Source organism: Leptospira koniambonensis (assembly GCF_004769555.1).
In the GTDB taxonomy this organism is placed as follows: Bacteria; Spirochaetota; Leptospiria; order Leptospirales; family Leptospiraceae; genus Leptospira_B; species Leptospira_B koniambonensis.
In genome coordinates, this window is sequence record NZ_RQFY01000001.1 from 503,420 (window position 1) to 522,537 (window position 19,118).

Annotated in this window: 20 protein-coding genes and 1 riboswitch; all 20 genes read left to right on the plus strand. The window is 38.0% G+C overall.

Features of this window, described 5'->3' with window-relative positions:
• Positions 1–12: 12 nt before the first annotated feature.
• Positions 13–196: riboswitch (cobalamin riboswitch) on the plus strand.
• Positions 197–335: 139 nt separating this feature from the next.
• The 20 genes from EHQ52_RS02305 to EHQ52_RS02400 are packed head-to-tail and all read left to right on the plus strand — an operon-like array spanning position 336 to position 18,780.
• Positions 336–518: a CbtB domain-containing protein gene (locus tag EHQ52_RS02305; protein WP_135613672.1), complete on the plus strand. Its 183-nt coding sequence runs from the start codon at positions 336–338 to the stop codon at positions 516–518.
• The gene (locus EHQ52_RS02310) at positions 509–1,324 is read left to right on the plus strand and encodes a CbtA family protein (RefSeq protein WP_135613673.1); all 816 of its coding nucleotides are present in this window, start codon (positions 509–511) and stop codon (positions 1,322–1,324) included. Before EHQ52_RS02305 ends, EHQ52_RS02310 begins: the two co-directional genes overlap by 10 nt.
• Positions 1,321–2,511, plus strand: coding sequence for a CbiX/SirB N-terminal domain-containing protein (locus tag EHQ52_RS02315; RefSeq protein WP_135613674.1), 1,191 nt, complete (start codon positions 1,321–1,323; stop codon positions 2,509–2,511). The genes EHQ52_RS02310 and EHQ52_RS02315 overlap by 4 nt, the downstream gene beginning before the upstream one ends.
• 9 nt (positions 2,512–2,520) lie before the next feature.
• Positions 2,521–2,895: a DUF3209 family protein gene (locus EHQ52_RS02320; RefSeq protein ID WP_135613675.1), complete on the plus strand. Its 375-nt coding sequence runs from the start codon at positions 2,521–2,523 to the stop codon at positions 2,893–2,895.
• An 8-nt stretch (positions 2,896–2,903) separates the two neighbouring features.
• A complete protein-coding gene (locus EHQ52_RS02325) occupies positions 2,904–3,656 on the plus strand; it encodes an FAD-dependent oxidoreductase (protein ID WP_135613676.1) in 753 nt (250 codons plus the stop codon).
• 6 nt (positions 3,657–3,662) lie between these two features.
• Complete coding sequence (locus EHQ52_RS02330) at positions 3,663–4,769, plus strand: cobalt-precorrin-5B (C(1))-methyltransferase (RefSeq protein ID WP_135613677.1); 1,107 nt, start codon at positions 3,663–3,665, stop codon at positions 4,767–4,769.
• Positions 4,770–5,438: a precorrin-8X methylmutase gene (locus tag EHQ52_RS02335; protein ID WP_135613678.1), complete on the plus strand. Its 669-nt coding sequence runs from the start codon at positions 4,770–4,772 to the stop codon at positions 5,436–5,438. It begins immediately after the preceding gene.
• The gene (gene cbiE / locus EHQ52_RS02340) at positions 5,435–6,661 is read left to right on the plus strand and encodes a precorrin-6y C5,15-methyltransferase (decarboxylating) subunit CbiE (protein ID WP_135613679.1); all 1,227 of its coding nucleotides are present in this window, start codon (positions 5,435–5,437) and stop codon (positions 6,659–6,661) included. Before EHQ52_RS02335 ends, cbiE begins: the two co-directional genes overlap by 4 nt.
• A gap of 8 nt (positions 6,662–6,669) precedes the next feature.
• A complete protein-coding gene (gene cobI, locus EHQ52_RS02345; RefSeq protein ID WP_135613680.1) occupies positions 6,670–7,437 on the plus strand; it encodes a precorrin-2 C(20)-methyltransferase in 768 nt (255 codons plus the stop codon).
• Entirely contained in the window at positions 7,424–8,578 is a 1,155-nt protein-coding gene (locus EHQ52_RS02350) for a cobalt-precorrin 5A hydrolase (RefSeq protein ID WP_135613681.1), read from the plus strand. Before cobI ends, EHQ52_RS02350 begins: the two co-directional genes overlap by 14 nt.
• Positions 8,575–10,038 carry a precorrin-3B C(17)-methyltransferase gene (gene cobJ / locus EHQ52_RS02355; RefSeq protein WP_135613682.1) on the plus strand — a complete coding sequence of 488 codons (1,464 nt, stop codon included), beginning with the start codon at positions 8,575–8,577 and terminating at the stop codon, positions 10,036–10,038. The genes EHQ52_RS02350 and cobJ overlap by 4 nt, the downstream gene beginning before the upstream one ends.
• Before the next feature lie 10 nt (positions 10,039–10,048).
• Entirely contained in the window at positions 10,049–10,843 is a 795-nt protein-coding gene (gene cobM, locus EHQ52_RS02360) for a precorrin-4 C(11)-methyltransferase (protein WP_135613683.1), read from the plus strand.
• The gene (cobO, locus tag EHQ52_RS02365; protein WP_135613684.1) at positions 10,827–11,360 is read left to right on the plus strand and encodes a cob(I)yrinic acid a,c-diamide adenosyltransferase; all 534 of its coding nucleotides are present in this window, start codon (positions 10,827–10,829) and stop codon (positions 11,358–11,360) included. The genes cobM and cobO overlap by 17 nt, the downstream gene beginning before the upstream one ends.
• Positions 11,361–11,366: 6 nt before the next feature.
• Positions 11,367–12,746: a cobyrinic acid a,c-diamide synthase CobB gene (locus EHQ52_RS02370; protein ID WP_135613685.1), complete on the plus strand. Its 1,380-nt coding sequence runs from the start codon at positions 11,367–11,369 to the stop codon at positions 12,744–12,746.
• Positions 12,743–13,438: an adenosylcobinamide amidohydrolase gene (locus EHQ52_RS02375; protein ID WP_135613686.1), complete on the plus strand. Its 696-nt coding sequence runs from the start codon at positions 12,743–12,745 to the stop codon at positions 13,436–13,438. Before EHQ52_RS02370 ends, EHQ52_RS02375 begins: the two co-directional genes overlap by 4 nt.
• Positions 13,390–14,064: a histidine phosphatase family protein gene (locus EHQ52_RS02380; RefSeq protein ID WP_135613687.1), complete on the plus strand. Its 675-nt coding sequence runs from the start codon at positions 13,390–13,392 to the stop codon at positions 14,062–14,064. The genes EHQ52_RS02375 and EHQ52_RS02380 overlap by 49 nt, the downstream gene beginning before the upstream one ends.
• Entirely contained in the window at positions 14,052–14,606 is a 555-nt protein-coding gene (gene cobU, locus EHQ52_RS02385; RefSeq protein WP_135613688.1) for a bifunctional adenosylcobinamide kinase/adenosylcobinamide-phosphate guanylyltransferase, read from the plus strand. Before EHQ52_RS02380 ends, cobU begins: the two co-directional genes overlap by 13 nt.
• On the plus strand, positions 14,603–17,203 hold the full coding sequence (locus EHQ52_RS02390) for a cobyric acid synthase (protein WP_135613689.1): 2,601 nt from the start codon (positions 14,603–14,605) through the stop codon (positions 17,201–17,203). Before cobU ends, EHQ52_RS02390 begins: the two co-directional genes overlap by 4 nt.
• Positions 17,200–18,171, plus strand: a complete 972-nt coding sequence (gene cbiB, locus EHQ52_RS02395) for an adenosylcobinamide-phosphate synthase CbiB (RefSeq protein ID WP_135613690.1) — start codon at positions 17,200–17,202, stop codon at positions 18,169–18,171. Before EHQ52_RS02390 ends, cbiB begins: the two co-directional genes overlap by 4 nt.
• A 9-nt stretch (positions 18,172–18,180) precedes the next feature.
• Positions 18,181–18,780 carry a histidine phosphatase family protein gene (locus EHQ52_RS02400; protein ID WP_135613691.1) on the plus strand — a complete coding sequence of 200 codons (600 nt, stop codon included), beginning with the start codon at positions 18,181–18,183 and terminating at the stop codon, positions 18,778–18,780.
• Positions 18,781–19,118: the final 338 nt, after the last annotated feature.

The following is a 19,118-nucleotide window of genomic DNA, read 5'->3' on the forward strand; positions in this document are numbered from 1 at the left end:
TAGATCCTGAAATCTCAGACTATTTTTGTAGGAACATAGATGTCCACATCTATGGGAAGACGGTGCAATTCCGTCACGGTACCCGCCGCTGTAAGAGGGACAAAAGGCACAAGATGTCACTGGGTTGTAAAACCTGGGAAGACGTGCTGAGTAGGATGATCTCGAGTCAGAAAACGCCTTACAAAAATCCTGAAGCTACGTGATCCAGTCTCGGATGTAAGACAATCGCGTAACTAAACTCAAAATTTTTTGTTCATACGATGCTTTGGCGCGATCTTTCGTGTCTTACTATCGCTTATATCTTGTTAGGTGAAGATCTCTTAGGAGGGATTTTTATGCGCTCGATTTCCGTTTCGAAGGATTTTTTGGGAGCCAGATTATGGCTTAGTGGTTCCTTTCTAGTTTTGGTTGGGTTTCTTGCTTTCTCTACAATCTATGCAGTAGGCCTGGAACCTATGGTGTATTTGCACGATACATTTCATGATATAAGACATTCTACCGGTTTTCCATGCCATTAAGATCAGATCTTTCTGATCTTTTACGGGCCGGGATATTTTCCGGTCTGGTGTCTGGCCTTGTTTTAGGGATCTTGGTTTGCGCTTGGAATCTTCCTCTCATATTAGAAGCAGAGAAGTTCGAATCCAAATCAGCATCAGAAAATTCTAATGCTGGACATACGCATGTTCACTCTCACTCCCATGGAGAAGGTCATTCTCACACAAAAGAACAATCTAATCCCACTGAAGTAGCCGAGAAAGATAGTCTTTGGCAAAAAAGAAACTTAGGAACATTTATTGGTTCTGTTCTACTCGGGATTTCTTTTGGGGTTTTAGTTTCCGTTTGGATGGTCTTATTCCCTCCATTTGGATTTTTGGAAAACCCTTCAATCTCCAAGGCGATTTTCCTAAGCTTCTTATTTACCATCGGTGGATTTCTAATATTTTTCGGGATCCCATTTGTAGGACTTCCTCCTGAATTACCAGGAAGAGCATCCGGGGCTTATGATTATCTAGAAAGGCAGGCTTGGTGGTATCTTTGTGTCGGTTCCAGCTTAGTTGGTGTTTTAGGATCTAAAGTCCTTCTAACTTATTTAAATCTTCATAGATTACTAAAATGGGCATTCGTTTTAGTAACGGTATTATTCTTTGTAGGACTTCCATTTTATATTGGTGTGCCTGAAATTTCAGAAGATTTTGCTGCTCCCAAAGAGTTAAGAAACCAATTCGAATATGTGACCTTACTCACAAATTTGATCTTCTGGTATTTATTATCCTCTTTATTTTTTCTATTCTGGAAGCCAAAGCAGGTATTAGGATTCAAATGAAACCTAAAATTGCAGTTCTGGTGCTGGGTCACGGCAGTAGAGAAACAAATTCCAATCTAGAATTCGTTTCATTGGTAGAAGCATATTCATGCACTCGGCCTGATCTAAAAATTTCCTACGCTTATGTAGAACTTGCAAAACCCGATCTGGAAACTGCGCTCAGAGATCTTAGTGAAGAGTATTCAAATATTATAATATTTCCTTTGTTTCTATACACATCTGGTCATATTAAAAATGATATTCCGGTCGTGTTGGACAGAATTAAATCGGAGTTCCCGGATCATTCTTATAAGATAGCAAATAGTTTAGGTATCCATTCTAAAATGGTATCTTTGCTTAGGAAACGTGCAGAAGAGTTTTCACCTTTAAACAAAGAGCAATCCTCTAAGACAGGCGTGATCATAGTAAACAGAGGTTCCTCTGATCCGGATGCAAACGGTGACTTTTATAAAACAGTTCGTTTATTCCAAGAAGGAAATCATTTCTCCTTTGTTCTTCCTTCCTTTATAGGGATCACCAGCCCTCTTCTTCCAGACACTTTGGAGATGGCTTCCAAATTAAGACCGGAAAAACTTCTGGTGGTCCCCTACTTTTTATTCGGCGGATTATTGATCCAAAAAATTTCCTCCTTGGTCCAAAACTTTTCTGAAAAATTTCCTTGGATCAAAACAGAACTCACCTCTTATCTTGGACCCGATCCAGAACTATTTTTAGTCATAGATGAAAGGATACAAGATTGTATCTCCGGAAAATTCTCCCTTCCTTGTGATACTTGTGAATACAGAGCACAACTTCCTGGCCTTTCTAAAAAAGTAGGAGGATTGAAGGCTCTCCTATGGAGTATCCGTCATCTGGAAACTCATAACCAAGCAGCACCTCATCTATTCCCTCATCGTAATTTACAAAAGCATATATTTGTTTGCGATAATATAGATTGCGCAAGCAAAGGAAGTTCTGCCTTAGTCGCTCGAATGAGATCTATTTTAAAATTACAAGGAAGACATTTGGATTTCAAAATTTCTCGCTCTTCCTGTATGGGGAGATGCGGAGAAGGTCCAGTAGTTGTAGTCTATCCGGACGGAGTTTGGTACCAAAAAGTAAATGTCGAAGATGCAGAAGACCTCGTTTCGGAACATCTTCTTCAAGATAGACTCGTTTCTCGTTTAGTAGATAATATTATGCAATAGGAATATAGTATGGCATGTCATGAAATTGCAGCTTTAAGATTAGGAATGATGAATGTTCTTGGTATCAAGGATGAATCAGTTATCCAACATGAAAAAAATGAAATAGGAACAGAAGCACTCTCTTCTCCAGGACCGATCCAGTCATTGACGACTGCGAATAATTTCGATGATCTAATCCGATTTTTCGAAGCAAGTTTGGTAGATTTAGAACAAACAATTGCAAAACTTCCAGCTGGAGATCCTAAATCTGGTTATTACACTTCTCTATTAATACTTACCAAAAAAGTGGAATTGGATCTTAAAAATTCTGCAAAATCATTCCAAACCTTATATCTAGACTTAGAAGAAATGCATGATTTCGTGCATGAGATCTATCCTTCATAGGAGGAACATTGAGCCAAAAACTTCTCAAACTGGTCCATAAAGAAAATGTAAGCCTTTCTTCAGACATATACCAATTTGAAAAAGCAGATGGGCTGCCTTTCGAATTTGTAGGAGGACAATATATTATCCTAAATGTCGGAAATGATAATGATGGAAAGCCTATCAAAAGAGCTTATTCTATTTTGTCTTCTGATTCAAAAACGAATTCTTTTCAGATCTGTGTGAAACGTTTAGGGACAGGAAAAGCATCCAGTATTCTACCTGAATTAAAACCAGGGTCAGAACTGGAGTATTCAGGTCCCTGGGGAAAATTTGTAGGAGATCCAACATGGCCTTCACCCGGTTTTTCTCTCATTCTGGCAACGGACACAGGGATCACTACACTTGCTGGTCTCCTTCTTTCCAAAAAATTCTCAGACCGTTTAGACAGCACCATAACGGTCTGGCTCAAAACAAAAGAGGAAGACTTTCTTTCTGAAAATGAACTAAGGAAGATCCTCTCTGGAGTTTCTAATTTTCCAAATATATTTCAGATCCCTCCGATTTCAGATCAAAATAGAGTCCAAAGTGCATTAGATATTCTGAAATCGATTTTAGGAGATTGTACAGTTCCAGAAAACGTATTCTTAAGTGGAGATGGAAATATCTTAAGAGAAGTAAGATCTGAATTGGTCCGCTTAGGAACCTTAGAGTCCCAGATCGGAATGGAAGCATTCTTCAATACCCAAAAAAATCCATCGCCAGTGGTAAGTCTCGGATAAATTTCAATGGCGACCAAGGAACTAAGAGAAGGATTCACTACAGGAGCTTGTTCCGCCGCTGCTGCAAAAGCTGCAGTTAGAGTTCTTATCTTAGGCCAAACCATTAAAGAAATTGAAACTACTCTTCCTAACAAAAGAAAAGTCACGTTCGAGCTAAAACGTTGCGAGATCTCAGAGGATAGCGCTGTTTGTAGCATTATCAAAGATGCAGGAGATGATCCTGATTGCACTCACGGTGCAGAGTTAACTGCGGAAGTAAAACTTAACCAAGAAAACAAGATCGTTCTAAAAGGTGGAGAAGGAGTTGCTGTAGTTACGAAAGCGGGACTCGGTTTAGAAATTGGAGAACCTGCAATCAATCCAGTTCCCAGAAAGAATATTACAGAAATGATATTAGAGGAACTGATAGGTTCCACATTTTCTGGTGCAGAAGTTACGATCAGTGTTCCAGGCGGCCAAGAGATGGCCAAAAAAACAATGAATGAACGCCTTGGATTGATAGGCGGGATCTCAATTTTAGGAACAACTGGGATCGTAAAACCATATTCCACTGCGGCATATAAAGCAAGTGTAATACAGGCAATCCAGGTCGCAAGAGAATACGGAGAACAAAGTATTATTTTAACCACTGGTGGAAAATCCGAAAAGTTCGCGATGGACCTTCTCCCTTCGATGAACGAGATCGCATTCATACAAGTCGGCGATTTTATAGGAACAGGGATCAAGACCGCAATTAAAGAAGATATCCATCACGTGATCATAGTAGGAATGATCGGGAAACTTTCTAAGATGGCCGATGGAGTCATGATGACACATAGAGGGGGCTCTTCAGTGAACACAAAGATGCTCGCAAATATTGCAAGATCCTTAGAGATCCCTGAAACTGTATGCACCAATATAGAAGCAGCAAATACAGCAAGACATGTATTAGATATTTGTAAAGAATCCGGACATTTTTATATCACCACTCGGATCTGTGAGATTGTCTCTGAAAATTGTTCCAAACATGGATTAGGATTAAGAGTTTCCACGTATATGGTGGATTTTGATGGAACTCTATTAGGAAAGTTTGAAGCTCCCGAAGGCTGGGGTATCAAAGGGGAAGCGGAATAAATGAACGATATGAGACAAATGACTTCCTTAGGAAGGGAGATCGAAAACAATTCTTTTTCAATCATAGATGAAGAAGCAGGAAATCATTCTCATCCTCCGGGTGATTGGGAAGTTGTTAGAAGGATTATACATGCCACTGCAGATTTCGAATATAGAGATCTAACAAAGATCCATCAGAATGCCATTCGTGACGGGATCCAAGCATTGAAAAATGGATGTCCTATCGTTTGTGATGTCCAGATGATCATTGCTGGCCTGAACAGCGAACGTTTAGAAGCCTATGGTTGTAAAACTTATAGTTTTATCAGTGATCCTGATGTAATCCAAAGAGCAAAAGAAAATAATTCCACAAGAGCCATAGAGTCAATGCGCAAAGCAGCAAGTTCTGGACTTTTGAATGGAAGTGTCATCGCGATAGGAAACGCACCTACTGCACTTTTAGAAATCGTAAGACTTGTGCAAGAGGAAGGAGTTCGACCTTCTCTTGTGATCGGAGTTCCAGTAGGATTTGTATCTGCTGCTGAATCCAAAGAAGCATTATTAGATATCAAATTCCAATCTGAATATTCTATTCCTTATATTCTGACTCGAGGAAGAAAAGGAGGAAGTACGATCGCAGTTTCAATCATACATGCACTTCTACTCCTTTCAACGGAGAAAAAATTTTGAAAGCGGTTACCGTAATAGGGATTGGAGACGATGGATGTGTCGGACTTTCCAGCAAAGCAATGGGTGCAGTCGCAAGAGCAAGAGTTCTTGCCGGCGGAGAAAGACATCTAGATTTTTTTCCTCAGTTTGATGGAGAAAGGATCATTATCAAGAATGATATTATTCGAACAGCGGAGAAGATCGCAGAACTTTCTGCTGAACATACGATATGCGTTCTTGCTTCGGGAGATCCTTTATTTTTTGGAATTGGAAATCTGATCTTAAAAAAAGTTGGAAGAGATCATGTGGAATTCATTCCAGCTCCGAGTTCCGTCCAAAATGCTTTTTCTAAAATTGGAGTCAAATGGGACGACGCTTCTTTTCTTTCCCTCCATGGAAGAACGATAGAAGGTTTCATTACAAAATTACAAAGTATATCCAAGATTGCATGTCTTACCGACGAGACCAACTCTCCTTCCAAGATCGCAAAGTATTTGTTAAATTATTCTGAAACAGATTGGAAAGCATTCGTTTGTGAAAACTTAGGAGGAAAAGAGGAGAAGGTCCGTGAATTCGAACTGGAAACTTTAGCAGAGACGCAAGACATCTCCAACTTAAATGTAATTATCCTAATTAGAAAAGATCCAAATTGGAAACCTTCTCCACTTCTTCCTTTTTTTGGAGAAGACGAATATGCAAAACGCCTTCCTAAGAAGGGGCTTATCACCAAAAAAGAAGTCAGAATACTTTCTCTCTCCGCGTTGGAGATCCGACCAGATTCTGTGATCTGGGATATCGGAGCTGGCTCAGGAGCAGTTTCAATAGAAGCAGCCAGGATCGCAAAAGAAGGAAGAGTATACGCGATCGAAGTAGATCCGGAAGGAATAGAGATCTGCCAGCAAAACATACTCTCACATAAAACGGATAATGTTTTCTTAATACACGGAAAAGCTCCTCAGGCATTACTCGACCTTCCCTCACCTGACTGCGTATTTATAGGAGGCTCCAAAGGGAACATGAAAGAGATCATCGAGCTTTCTTTTGAGAGATTGAGCCAAGGCGGGTGTTTAGTAGCAAATGCAATTACCTTAGATAATGTTTCAGAGGCATATAAAACATTCAGAGATATGGATCTAATCCCGGAAGTAAGCCTGATCAATATTTCCCGAGGCCAAAAACTCGCAGATTACCTCAGGTATGAAGCACTAAATCCAATCCATATATTTAAAATTAGGAAATTATAATATATCTTATGAATGTAAAAACAAAATACGGAAAATTATACGGGGTTGGAGTTGGCCCCGGAGCAACAGATCTAATCACTCTTAGAGCAGTAAATGTATTAAATACGGTTCCGGTGCTTGCTATTCCCAAAAGCAGCGAATCACTTCCCTCTTTCTCTTGGAGAGTTTGTTCTCCAGTAGTTCGGGAAAATGAAACACAAGAGAAATTACTCCTACATTTTCCAATGACTAAAGATCCTAATATCTTAATCCCAGCATGGGATAAGGCATTTAAAGAAATAGGGTTAAGATTAGAAAAAGGTTTGGATGTTGCATTCATTACACAAGGAGATCCATCTGTATATAGTTCTTGGAGTTATTTATTAGATGAAGCTCCGGATAGATGGCCTGGAATTGAGATAGAAATTGTTCCAGCAGTTTCTTCCATTACTGCAATCCCAGCAAGTTTGCTCACACCTCTTGCCGATGGAAGAGAAAGATTCTGTGTTCTTCCTGCTACCTACGGTTTAGAAGATCTAGAAAAGCTCATCCAGGACTTTGATACAATTGTTTTAACAAAGGTAGGACAGGTAGTTCCTGAACTAATAAGAATATTAAAAGAGCAGAATATTATAGAAAATGCAACCTATGTTTCTTATGGAACTACAGATCGCCAAAGGATCGTAAAAGATATCGAGTCCATAAAGAATGAAACCTGCGATTATTTTTCCATGGTTGTAATTTCTATCCGAAAACGAAAAGGGGTTTTAAGAGGTATTTCGGATGATTCAGAGTAGAAAACCATACGCAATTTATGTAATCACTAAACACGGCCTAAAGACTGGAACAAAATTATTCCACTCCTTAAAAGGAGCAGACATATTTGTTTCTCCTAAGTTCATTTCGGAATCTCCAAAGGAATCCAAACTTTTAAGTCTTCCTATGGAACCTACTTTAAGAGAAAGTTTTATGGAATACGATTGCCATATTTTTGTGATCAGCGTGGGCGCTGTAGTTCGAATGATCTCTCCTCTTCTGGTAAGTAAGAAGACAGATCCTGCAGTTCTTTGTATTGATGACCAAGCAAAATTCACTATCTGCGTTTTGTCAGGCCATGTAGGAAGAGGTAATTTTTTTACTCAGAAAATTTCTGATCTTTTAGGAAATATTCCAGTGATCACAACTGCCTCGGATGTTTCCGGAACTTTGACTGTGGATATCTTAGGAAGAGACCTTGGCTGGAGTTTAGAAGATCAGGATAGAAATGTGACTCGGGCATGTGCCGCAGTAGTAAATGAAACTAAAGTTTTATTCGTACAGGAAACCGGAGAACCGAATTTCTGGTCTTTGGAAAAGGATCTGCCCAAGGGTGTAGAATATTCTGCGAATTTAGAAAAGGTAAATCCCAAAGATTATGAAATCTTATTAATCGCAAGCGACAGAACAGATATTAAAACGAAAACGCCAGATATATATTCCAATTCAGTGATATACAGACCCAAATCCCTGATCTTAGGCTTAGGCTGCGACAAAGGAATTCCAACTGAAGTCGTTGAGAATGGGATAACAAAAGTGTTAAAAGAATATAATCTATCTTTCAAAAGTATAAAGGCAATTTCAAGCGTAGATGTCAAAAAAGAAGAACCTGCTTTTTTAGAAATTTCAACAAAGTATGGCTGGGAATTTATAACCTTCCCCCCTCAGGACTTGGACCAAGTGGAAGGAATTTCAGAAATTTCTAAAGCTGCGTCCGAATATGTAGGAACTCGTTCTGTAAGCGAAGCTTCTGCTCTTCTTCTTTCCGGTTCTGATAGATTACTAGTAACAAAACAGAAATACAAAGAAACCGAAGGCGGAAAAAATCTAACAGTAGCGATTGCAAGAATACCATTTTCGACAAGATCAGAAATCCAATCCAAAAGTTTGGAGAAAGTATGAACGAAACTCCAAAAGGAAAATTGAATATTGTTGGAATAGGCCCAGGAAACGATTCCCATATTACTCCTGCTGCGTTATCCGCAATCAAAGAAGCTGATTCCATAATAGGATACACAACGTATATCAATCTTGTAAAACATCATCTGAGCGGAAAACAGGTCACTCGTACAGGAATGACAGAAGAGATCACTCGAGCCCAAACTGCAGTTGAATCCGCGAAGTCTGGACAAACAGTTACTCTGATTTCCTCTGGAGATGCAGGTGTTTATGGAATGGCAGGCCTTGTATTCGAAGTTTTAAGAAAGACAGGTTGGAAAAAAGGAGATTCCCCCGAGATCAAAATGATCCCAGGAATTAGCGCGGATAGTTCCTGCGGCTCTCTTGTTGGAGCTCCTATGGTGCATGACTCAGCCAGGATCTCCCTATCGGATCTTTTGACTCCATGGACTGTGATCGAAAATAGGATCGAATCTGCTGCCAAGGGAGACTTTGTAATCAATCTATACAATCCCGCTTCTGGCAGAAGACAAAGACAAATCGTAGAAGCTTCTCGTATTATTAAAAAATATAGACCTGGAACTACTCCAGTCGCGCTTGTAAAGAGCGCATATCGCAGGCAAGAGAATATTCAGTTTTCTGATCTGGATCATTTTTTGGAATTTGAGATCGGAATGAATACAACAGTTATCATAGGATCCTCTCAATCTTTTGTTTATGAAGGATTTTTTGTAACTCCAAGAGGATACGGAAATAAATATTCCTTAGAAGATGGCTCTTTGAAGCCAGGACAGAACAGAGCAGTTTCCCTGAGAACTGAAAATGATCTGGCAAGTAGGATCCCAAAAGAATCGCCCTCCCCTAATTTAAACATTACTAAAATACAAGGTGCATTCGTGAAAACAAGCACCACAGTTTTCGAACAAGAGAGAGAAGAAGGTATCGAGATCCAAGATTCTTCAGTGGCTACCGCTTTAAAGGCATTACAATTTTTAGAACCTTCTCCCCAAAAAAAGAAAATTCAAATTTCAGAATTAAAATCGGAAGAGAAAATCCAATATTTGGGACGCATCAATGGGGCAATTCTGTATAAAAATGATGAAGACTACTATCAGATAGGAAAATTCAAAAAACCGACCGATCTTGAAACATTTGGTTTTTATAATACAAACGAACAAGACAAGAAATGGACAAAACTTAAAATCAACGACCAGGAATCTGTATCTAATAATAAATTTGATGTATTGATCTCTTTTGTTTCGGAAGGTTCACCTGAAGAAGTTTATGATCTATTCTCTATTTATAGGAATTCTTCCATTAGCGAAAGGTTATGGAATTACGTTTTAGATAATAGCAAGAAGACTCTCTGGGAAAATAAAGAATACACGGATGCAAGGTGGTTAGGAAATTCTCCCAAGCAAGTTTGGTCTTCCTTTAGAGATAATATTTTAAAATGCGACTGAGAGTATTATTATGAAAGTATTTATCATTGGCGCAGGCCCCGGAGATCCGGACCTGATCACAATCAAAGGAGCGAGACTTGTAGAGACCTGTCCTATTGTTCTTTATACTGGATCTCTTGTGCCCCAAAGAGTTATAGAAAGAGCTGCTCCTGACGCAACCGTATTAGATTCTTCTAAAATGACTTTGGAAGACATCATTTCTATCTTAGAAGAAGCCAAGAAAAAAGACCAGGATGTCGCGAGGGTTCACACCGGAGATCCGTCTATATTCGGTTCCACAGCCGAGCAAATGAGAAAAATGGATGAGTTAGAAATTCCTTACGAGATTGTTCCAGGAGTTTCTTCTTTTACTGCGGCTGCGGCTATGCTTGGAAAAGAGCTTACGCTTCCAGAAGTTTCTCAGTCTGTTGTCATCACTCGAGCAGAAGGAAGAACTCCTATGCCAGAAAAGGAGAAGTTAGAAACTTTTGCTTCCACAGGCGCTACTCTAGTATTCTTTTTAAGTGTTTTACATATTCGTAAAATTGCAGAAGAACTGATTCCTCATTATGGTAAGGATTGCCCTGTATCTGTCGTGCAAAAGGCGACTTGGCCGGAACAAAAAATAATTACTGGGACCTTGGAAACTATAGTCGCTAAGGTAAAAGAGGAAAAGATCACAGCTACTGCAATCATATTCGTAGGTAAAGTATTGGACTGCCATGATTTTGCAGATTCCAGGCTTTATGCTTCCGACTTCTCTCATAAATTCAGAAAAGCAAATAAGAAACAAATCACTCGGAAACGAAATGAACTCTTCTCCTGATAAAAAAGGGCTCATCCTAGTATTCACAGGTCCCGGAAAAGGAAAGACTACTGCTGCTTTAGGAATTTTATTTAGGGCATTAGGGAGAGGAATGAAATGTGGAGTTGTCCAATTTCTTAAAGGAAAATGGGAAACAGGAGAAAGAAAATTTGCAAAAACCATTGAGGATCTTGACTTCCATGTGATGGGACTCGGCTTCACCTGGGAAAGTGATGACTTAGACAGGGACAAGAAAGCAGCAAGATCGGCCTGGGGAAGATCCTGCGAAATGATATTTTCAGAAAATTATAAAATACTCATATTAGATGAGATCACTTATGCATTTCATTATGGATGGCTTACGCCGGAAGAAGTCTCAGAAGTTTTATCTAAAAAGCCCGAAGATCTACATATTATTCTTACAGGCAGAAATTGCCCAAACCTTTTAACTGATATGGCTGACCTAGTTAGTCATATTGAATCCCCAAAACACCCATATAAAAATGGGATCCCAGCTCAACTTGGAATCGACTATTAAGAAATTATGATACAAGAGATCAAAATACCAAGAATACTGATCTCCGGAACTGGGAGCGGAACAGGAAAAACCACATTTACAATTGCACTTACAAAGGCATTACAATCCAAAGGTTTAAAAGTTTCCGTATTCAAATGTGGACCTGATTATTTAGATCCAGGCTATCATTCTTTCGTCACCGGTGAGACCTGTCAAAATCTGGACGGATGGTTGATGGGAAAAGAATCGGTAATTTCAAGTTTTATTAGCACAAGCCAAGGATCAGACATTTCAATCATTGAAGGAGTGATGGGTTTATTTGATGGACATTCTCCCAATGGAGAAGCAGGCTCCACTGCGGAAATTGCAAAATGGCTGCAAGTTCCTACTATCATATTGATAGATGCATCCGGAATGGCTGCAACTTTTTCAGCGATTGCATCCGGTATCAAAAATCATGATCCTCAAGTTTCCATCCAAGGTTTTGTTGCAAATTTTATCGGAAGTAAAAGCCATTTATCCATTATAGAAACTGCAAGTATCCCTTTGACTATTTTAGGAGGATTTCCTAAGTCCTATGAATACTCCTTCCCAGAAAGACATTTGGGGCTTCGTTCCGCAGGTCCAGATATCTTAACGGAAGAAAAACTTTCCTTTTGGAAAAATCTCGCTGAAGAATGGCTGGATGTAGATAAGATCTTAAAAATCGCAAATTCTGCACCACCTATTCTTTCCGAAATATCATCAGAAATCCAAAACAAATCTAATGATTGTAAGATTGGAGTAGCATACGATGAAGCATTCCATTTTTATTATGAAGAAAACTTCAAAAAATTAAGGGACTACGGGGCCGAACTCGTTTTCTTTTCTCCTATTAAAGATACAAAACTTCCAGAGGTAGATGGATTATATTTTGGAGGGGGATACCCAGAGTTATTTGCAGATAGTTTATCAAATAATAAAAATTTAATCGAAGAGATAAAAAGTTTTGCAAGTTCAAAAAGGCCAATCTATGCGGAATGTGGAGGATTAATGTATCTTTCTTCTGAGATCCAAAACATAGAAGGAGAAAGTTTTTCTATGGTAGGACTGATCCCTGGTAAAGCGATCATGGGTCCTAAACTTAAAAGTTTAGGTTATGTAGAAGTCCATACAGAAAAAAGAACTATCTTGGGCGAAGCAGGAATTCGTTTCAGAGGACATCAGTTCAGATATTCAGATCTGGTTGTAGAAAACGAAGATGATTCGTTATTTTCCTATCATATAAGAAAACGTAAATCAGAACAAACAACTCGCGAAGGTTATACTGTTTCTAATGTTTTGGCGAGTTATGTGCATGCACATTGGGCATCCAATCCAGAAATTCCAAAAAACTTTATAGCCTCTTGCAGGAGATTTAAAGTTTGAGCTTTTTTCAAAACGATCAAATCGTAGTTTCAGAAACTTGGCTGGAACTCCAACTTTCAAGATCCCATTCTTCGTTGAGCTGGGCAGTAGTTGGAGGAGGATATTTAACCACAAACAAAGTATACTGGATAAAAGTCTCTAATACAGATTTACGTCCTGAAATTATACCTGAAGAATTTTTCAGAAATCGATTGGTGGACAAAGGAGAAAAAGAAGAAGTCCTCGGTTTTATGACAAGTGCCTCTCTTTTGGATTACTCAGTATCCGAAAAAAGTTTAGATGGCTTACACGTTAGATCAATTGCAACAGTAGGATTAGGAAATGCAGTCAGAGTAGGAGATATTCCAAAACAAATAAAAAAAATAGGAACAATCAATCTACTCGTTCAAACTTCCGAAACTCTCACCTTTTCTGCAAGTATAGAAGCGATCTCAATATCGTCCGAGGCAAGAACTCTAGCGGTTTTAGAATCAGAGATCCACACAAAAAGTGAAAACAAAATTGCGACGGGCACCGGTACAGATTGTATCGGGATCATTTCTCCTATTGGAGAGAGCGGAATAGACTATGTAGGAAAACATACAACCTTCGGGCAATTGATTGGAGCCACTGCATACGAAGCAGTCACCCAAGGTATTCTTAAATGGAAAAAAGCCAGAAATCTATCGTACTCAAGATCCTTAAACATATGAAAAAATCATTATGCTTACTCAGACATCCTCATATTTCCTCTGAATATGGGGGAAAATATTTAGGCAGAAAAGAAGTTTCTCTCTCTGAAAATGGACTCCAAGAAATCGGAAAAATAAAAGAAAAAGTGCAAGAGAAATTCCTAAAAGGAAAAGTTTATATAAGCCCATCTAAACAATGCAGAGAAACTTTTGCAGCATTGGAATTTCCGAATGAATTTCATCCTGAATTTAAAGAAGAACTACAGGAACTGGACTTTGGAAACTGGGAAGGCAGATCTTTTTCGGAACTTTCAGAATTACATTTGGAAGGTTTAAAAAAATTCTCAGACTTCTCCCCTTCTTTTCGATTTCCTAACGGAGAAAGTTTACGGGAATTCCAGGCAAGGGCAGAAGTATTCAAAGATCATATTCTTTCTTCTTCAGACACTAATATTTTTGTTTTAAGTCATGGAGGAATTCTCTCCATTCTACTTTGTTCTTTCTTGAATATTCCTGTTTCCTTCTATACAAAATTCAAATTTTCACCTTCTACACTTGTTTATTTGGATATATTTAAAAATGGCCAGGCAGTTCTAACTGATCTCATTAGAATTTCTTCCACTAGGAGATCGGAATGGCCCGGTTAATTTTAGTCACAGGCGGCTGTAGAAGTGGGAAAAGTAGATTTGCTTTGGAAAAAGCAAACTCGGCAGAAGGAGAAAAATTCTTTTTAGCAACCTGCCCTCGTATAGATCAGGAAATGGATGAAAGAATAGAAAGGCATAAACAAGAAAGAACAAGTTGGAATACTATAGAAGAAGAATTAGAACTTTTCTCTGCATTAGATACCATTCCTTCCGAATCAGTTGTACTAATTGATTGTTTAAGTCTTTGGATCAATAATATACTATTTGAAGCTAATAATAAAAACCAGAGTCTTACTCAAGACCAAATTAAAGACATTTGTACAAAACTAGGAAAACATATCATAGCTTCAAAAATGAAAAATGTATTTTTAGTTACGAACGAAGTTGGAATGGGTCTAGTTCCAGAAAACAAAGAAGGTAGATTATATAGGGATCTACTGGGGATATGTAATCAAACCTTTGCTTCCATCGCGAATGAAGTGTATTTTTTAGTAAGCGGGATTCCAATCCAAATTAAATTTTCTCCGGAAATCAATATATGAAATCAGATCAGATAAATTCACATGGAGGAAATTTATATAAAATGGCAAATATTGCCGGAGTAGGTCCTGAAGAAATTTTGGACTTCTCTTCTAATCTAAATCCTCTTGGTTTTCCGGATTGGGTCCGCCCACTGATCAATTCCAGGATCAGCGATCTGATCCATTATCCAGATCCAAATTATACTAATACCAGAATTTCCTTAGAAAAATATTGGAATATTCCAAAAGATGAAATTGTTTTTGGAAATGGTGCCTCGGAATTAATACATATTCTGCCTAAGATCAAAAAGTTTGATTTAGCTGTAATCGCTCAGCCATCTTATATAGACTATCAAAAAAGTTTAAAATTAGCCGGACTTCAAATCCAGGAAATTTATCTACAAAGAGAATCCGACTTTGAATTAGACTATGAGGTGCTGGCCGGGATCCTCCAAAGGAATCCTGAAAAACAAATATTCGTTCTATTAGGCCATCCAAATAACCCATCTGGAAAATTATTAGATAGAGATAAAATCCTAATATTATCCTCAGAATATAAAAATGCATTTTTCGTAATAGATGAATCTTTTATAGATTTTTGCCCAGGCGATGTTTCTTTTAGAAATTATAGATCTGAAAATCTAGCTGTTCTTTGGTCTTTGACTAAAATTTTAGCTCTTCCTGGGCTCAGGATTGGTCTTCTACTAACAGATCCCAAGAATGCTTCCAAAATTTCCGAACTTCTTCCCAGCTGGTCCGTAAATAGTTTAAGCGCTTCAATTCTAGAAAAATTTGGAGAAGATCGAAACTTTTTGCTTAAGACCAAAGAAAAAATTTTTGAATGGAAGCATTCATTTCAGAAGGAAGTAGAGGATTTAGGTATTTTTAAGATCTTTAATACGAATGCAAATTTCATTCTGTTAGAACTTACTGACACAAAATATAATATTTCGGAATTAGAGAACCTTCTTCTTAAAAAATTTAAAATTGGGATCCGAAATTGCAGCAATTTTACAGGATTAGAAAATAATTATATAAGGATCGCGATAAAAACTCAGGAAGAAAACGAAAAGCTTATACAAGCTCTTCATTCTATATTTAAGAAAAATCCTAAACCTTCTAAAATCAAAAAAGAAAAACCGGCTCTTATGTTCCAGGGAACTGCTTCCAATGTTGGAAAAAGTATATTAGCTACTGCATTTTGTAGGATATTTACCCAAGATGGTTTCAAGGTTGCACCTTTCAAATCCCAAAATATGGCCTTGAACTCTTTTGTAACTTATGAAGGAGCAGAAATAGGAAGAGCACAAGCTTTACAAGCGCAAGCTTGCAAGATCAAAGCGGATTACAGAATGAATCCTATCCTTCTTAAACCTTCCAGCGAAAAAGATTCACAGGTTATCTTAAATGGAAAACCAGTGGAAGCAATGGATTTCAGAGATTATATAAAATTCAAAGTAAGCGCTTTTGACGAGGTTAAAAAATCATACGATTCACTTTCGGAAGAATTTGATATGGTAATTTTAGAAGGAGCCGGCGGAGTATCAGAAGTTAATTTAAAAGATAAAGATATAGTAAATATGAGAATGGCCGAGTATGCCAAAGCAAAAGTATTATTGATCGGGAATATAGATCATGGAGGAGTATTCGGGTCTTTTGTGGGCGCAATGGAAACGATGTCCGAATGGGAAAGAAGACTAGTTTCAGGTTTTCTAATAAACCGATTCAGAGGAATAAAAAGTCTACTCGATCCCGGTCTGAAGTATTTAGAGGAAACCACTCGTAAAAATGTATTTGGGATAATTCCATTTTTAAATGATCTGAGATTACCCGAAGAAGACTCCTTAGAATTCAAAGCTGGAAGTTTAAATGATACTTCTCCATTGGGAGACAGGATAGATATAGTCTTAATCGATACACCCAGAATCTCAAATCATACAGATCTTGATTCTCTCAGAATAGAACCAGATGTTAGAGTCAGGATTGCTCAAAGAAAAGAAGAAATAGGAAATCCGGACGTTTTGATACTCCCCGGAAGTAAAAATGTGATCACGGATCTGAACTACCTAAAAGAATCCGGAATTTCAGAAACTATTTTAAATTTCCATAAAGAAGGAAAAACTGAAATTATAGGAATTTGCGGCGGCTACCAAATGTTGGGAGAATCTGTCCATGATCCTTTTCAAATAGAAAGCAATTTAGGCTCCGCAGAAGGTCTAAATCTAATCAGAGTCAAAACTATATTAGAAAAAGAAAAATTACTAAAACAAACAGAAGGGACTCACCTTCTGTCAGGAAAAAAAGTATCCGGCTATGAAATACACCATGGAAATACAAAAGAAATATCCGCAAAATCTATATTTCATAGTGACTCAGGGGAAAGTTTAGGCCACCAAGGAATTTCAGAACAAGTCTGGGGAACTTATCTGCATGGAGTGTTCGACGAAGACGAGTTCAGGAGATGGTTCTTAGATAGGATACGAATTAAAAAAGGAATGAGGCCCTTGGGCAAGATCCAAGCAAAGTATGAATTGGAAACCAATCTCGATCGTTTAGCGGATGAGGTCAGAAACTCAGTTAATATGTCAGAAATTTATAAGATCTTGGGACTTACATGAATTCCATTTGGGTTCTTCCAGCTTCTCTACTTTTAGACTTAGGCTTTGGAGATCCTCAAGGTCTTCCTCATCCAGTTAGGTTCATCGGAAAATTTGCTAGATATATGGAGAAGGTCTCAAGAAAATATATTCGCTCCGAGCGATTCGCTGGATGTATCACTGCATTTTCAGTATATTTACTTTCTTTTATATTCCCTTGGATCATTATAAAATTATCAAGTTACATTCATCCTTTTTTAGCAGAATTAGCATCTGCATTTATTATATATACAAGTATCGCGTTAAAGGACCTATTAGATCATAGTAATGATGTATACTCTGCGCTCAGAGAAAATGATCTAAAAAAAGCCAGGATCATGGTGGGCAAAATTGTAGGTAGGGACACTGCAAATTTAGAAGAACCTGAAATAGTCAGAGCTGGCCTCGAAAGTCTGGGGGAAAGTCTGGTAGATGGGATCACTGCTCCCCTATTTTTTGCAGCCTTGGGCGGCCCTGCTTTTGCAATGTTATACCGTTCCATCAATACGTTGGATTCCCTATTCGGCTATAAGAATGAAACCTATCTGAAATTTGGTTGGGCTTCTGCAAGAATAGATGATATAGCGAATTATATTCCAGCGAGACTAACTGCTCCCATACTTTGTGTTTCTGCTGCAATTTTAGGTTTTCATCCATTAAGATCCTTTAAAATACTAATACGAGATGGGAGAAAGCATCCAAGTCCTAATTCCGGACTTTGTGAAGCTGCCTTGGCTGGAGCCCTAAAAATACAATTAGGAGGCCAAAATTATTACTCAGGAATTCCAAGCGAGAAACCAAAATTAGGAGATCCTGATCGAAAATTGGCACCAACTCTTATCTTAGATGCAAATAAAATTATATTCTTAACTTCTATCCTATCCTCACTTTTGTTCTTAGGTTTGGGACAGATATCTCATTTAATACTTGGGACCTTCTACAATTTATAAACTAATCCTATGAAAAAAGAAGAATATAAACTTTTCCTAATTAGGCATGGGGAAACAGAATGGAATAAAGAAAGAAGGTTACAAGGACAAATAGATACCTCTCTTTCAGAATATGGTATAGAACAAGCCTTCGCATTAGCCAATAAGTTAAAGAATAAAGAGATAGAGATAATCTTTAGCAGTGACTTAAAAAGAGCGAAAGAAACTTCTGAAAAAATATCTGATAAATTAGGAATAGAGATCGTATATGATCCAGGTCTCAGAGAGATCCATTTAGGAGAAGCACAAGGAATTTTAGAATCGGAACTTTCTAGTATATTTGGAGAAGGATCATTTTCCAACTGGAAGAGTTCTGATCGGATCCACGATCAGTTTAGATTTTCTGGTGGAGAAAGTAAATCCGAAGCAGGGTCAAGGATCATCAAAACTATATTAAATTTATTGAAAATTTATGGAAAAAAGAATGTAGCGATTTGCAGTCATGGATTTGTTCTATCTAGATTTTTTGAGCACTTTTCTCTACAGGAATTTCCTCATTCTAAAATTGGAAATTGTGAAGTATTAGATTTATCTATTTCGTTAGAGATTTCGGAAAAAATTTATCAATAATGATTAAAAATTAGAACAATCTTTTTTGAAACTTATAAAACTTTTTTCATTGAATAAAAAGATACGATCCAAAAGATCGACTTAACTTTCAGGATGAAGTTGGGTGTAATTCCCACGCTGACCCGCAACTGTGATCGGAACAGATCAGAAAGATTTTATCTTTTTGTTTTTACTCCGCAAGCCAGATCTCCCTGCAGACTGATACCTCGAGGTTAGGTACGTTAGCATTCTCGCCAAGCACGTCCGTGCATTCGCGAAGGGCCCCGGAAGTTAAAAATCGGGGCTCCGCAAACCAGGATAAATCCTAATTTTGTATATTAGAATATTTATATATTCCT

Excerpts from the sequence above, each read along its gene's own strand:
- EHQ52_RS02315 (WP_135613674.1), top strand. The coding sequence starts at position 1,321 with ATGAAACCTAAAATTGCAGTTCTGGTGCTGGGTCACGGCAGTAGAGAA.
- cbiB (WP_135613690.1), top strand. The coding sequence starts at position 17,200 with ATGAATTCCATTTGGGTTCTTCCAGCTTCTCTACTTTTAGACTTAGGC.
- EHQ52_RS02350 (WP_135613681.1), top strand. The coding sequence starts at position 7,424 with ATGATTCAGAGTAGAAAACCATACGCAATTTATGTAATCACTAAACAC.
- EHQ52_RS02400 (WP_135613691.1), top strand. The coding sequence starts at position 18,181 with ATGAAAAAAGAAGAATATAAACTTTTCCTAATTAGGCATGGGGAAACA.
- cobU (WP_135613688.1), top strand. The coding sequence starts at position 14,052 with ATGGCCCGGTTAATTTTAGTCACAGGCGGCTGTAGAAGTGGGAAAAGT.
- EHQ52_RS02335 (WP_135613678.1), top strand. The coding sequence starts at position 4,770 with ATGAACGATATGAGACAAATGACTTCCTTAGGAAGGGAGATCGAAAAC.
- cobM (WP_135613683.1), top strand. The coding sequence starts at position 10,049 with ATGAAAGTATTTATCATTGGCGCAGGCCCCGGAGATCCGGACCTGATC.
- cobJ (WP_135613682.1), top strand. The coding sequence starts at position 8,575 with ATGAACGAAACTCCAAAAGGAAAATTGAATATTGTTGGAATAGGCCCA.
- EHQ52_RS02330 (WP_135613677.1), top strand. The coding sequence starts at position 3,663 with ATGGCGACCAAGGAACTAAGAGAAGGATTCACTACAGGAGCTTGTTCC.
- EHQ52_RS02305 (WP_135613672.1), top strand. The coding sequence starts at position 336 with ATGCGCTCGATTTCCGTTTCGAAGGATTTTTTGGGAGCCAGATTATGG.
- EHQ52_RS02380 (WP_135613687.1), top strand. The coding sequence starts at position 13,390 with ATGGAAAAAAGCCAGAAATCTATCGTACTCAAGATCCTTAAACATATG.
- EHQ52_RS02320 (WP_135613675.1), top strand. The coding sequence starts at position 2,521 with ATGGCATGTCATGAAATTGCAGCTTTAAGATTAGGAATGATGAATGTT.
- EHQ52_RS02390 (WP_135613689.1), top strand. The coding sequence starts at position 14,603 with ATGAAATCAGATCAGATAAATTCACATGGAGGAAATTTATATAAAATG.
- cobO (WP_135613684.1), top strand. The coding sequence starts at position 10,827 with ATGAACTCTTCTCCTGATAAAAAAGGGCTCATCCTAGTATTCACAGGT.
- cobI (WP_135613680.1), top strand. The coding sequence starts at position 6,670 with ATGAATGTAAAAACAAAATACGGAAAATTATACGGGGTTGGAGTTGGC.
- EHQ52_RS02310 (WP_135613673.1), top strand. The coding sequence starts at position 509 with ATGCCATTAAGATCAGATCTTTCTGATCTTTTACGGGCCGGGATATTT.
- EHQ52_RS02370 (WP_135613685.1), top strand. The coding sequence starts at position 11,367 with ATGATACAAGAGATCAAAATACCAAGAATACTGATCTCCGGAACTGGG.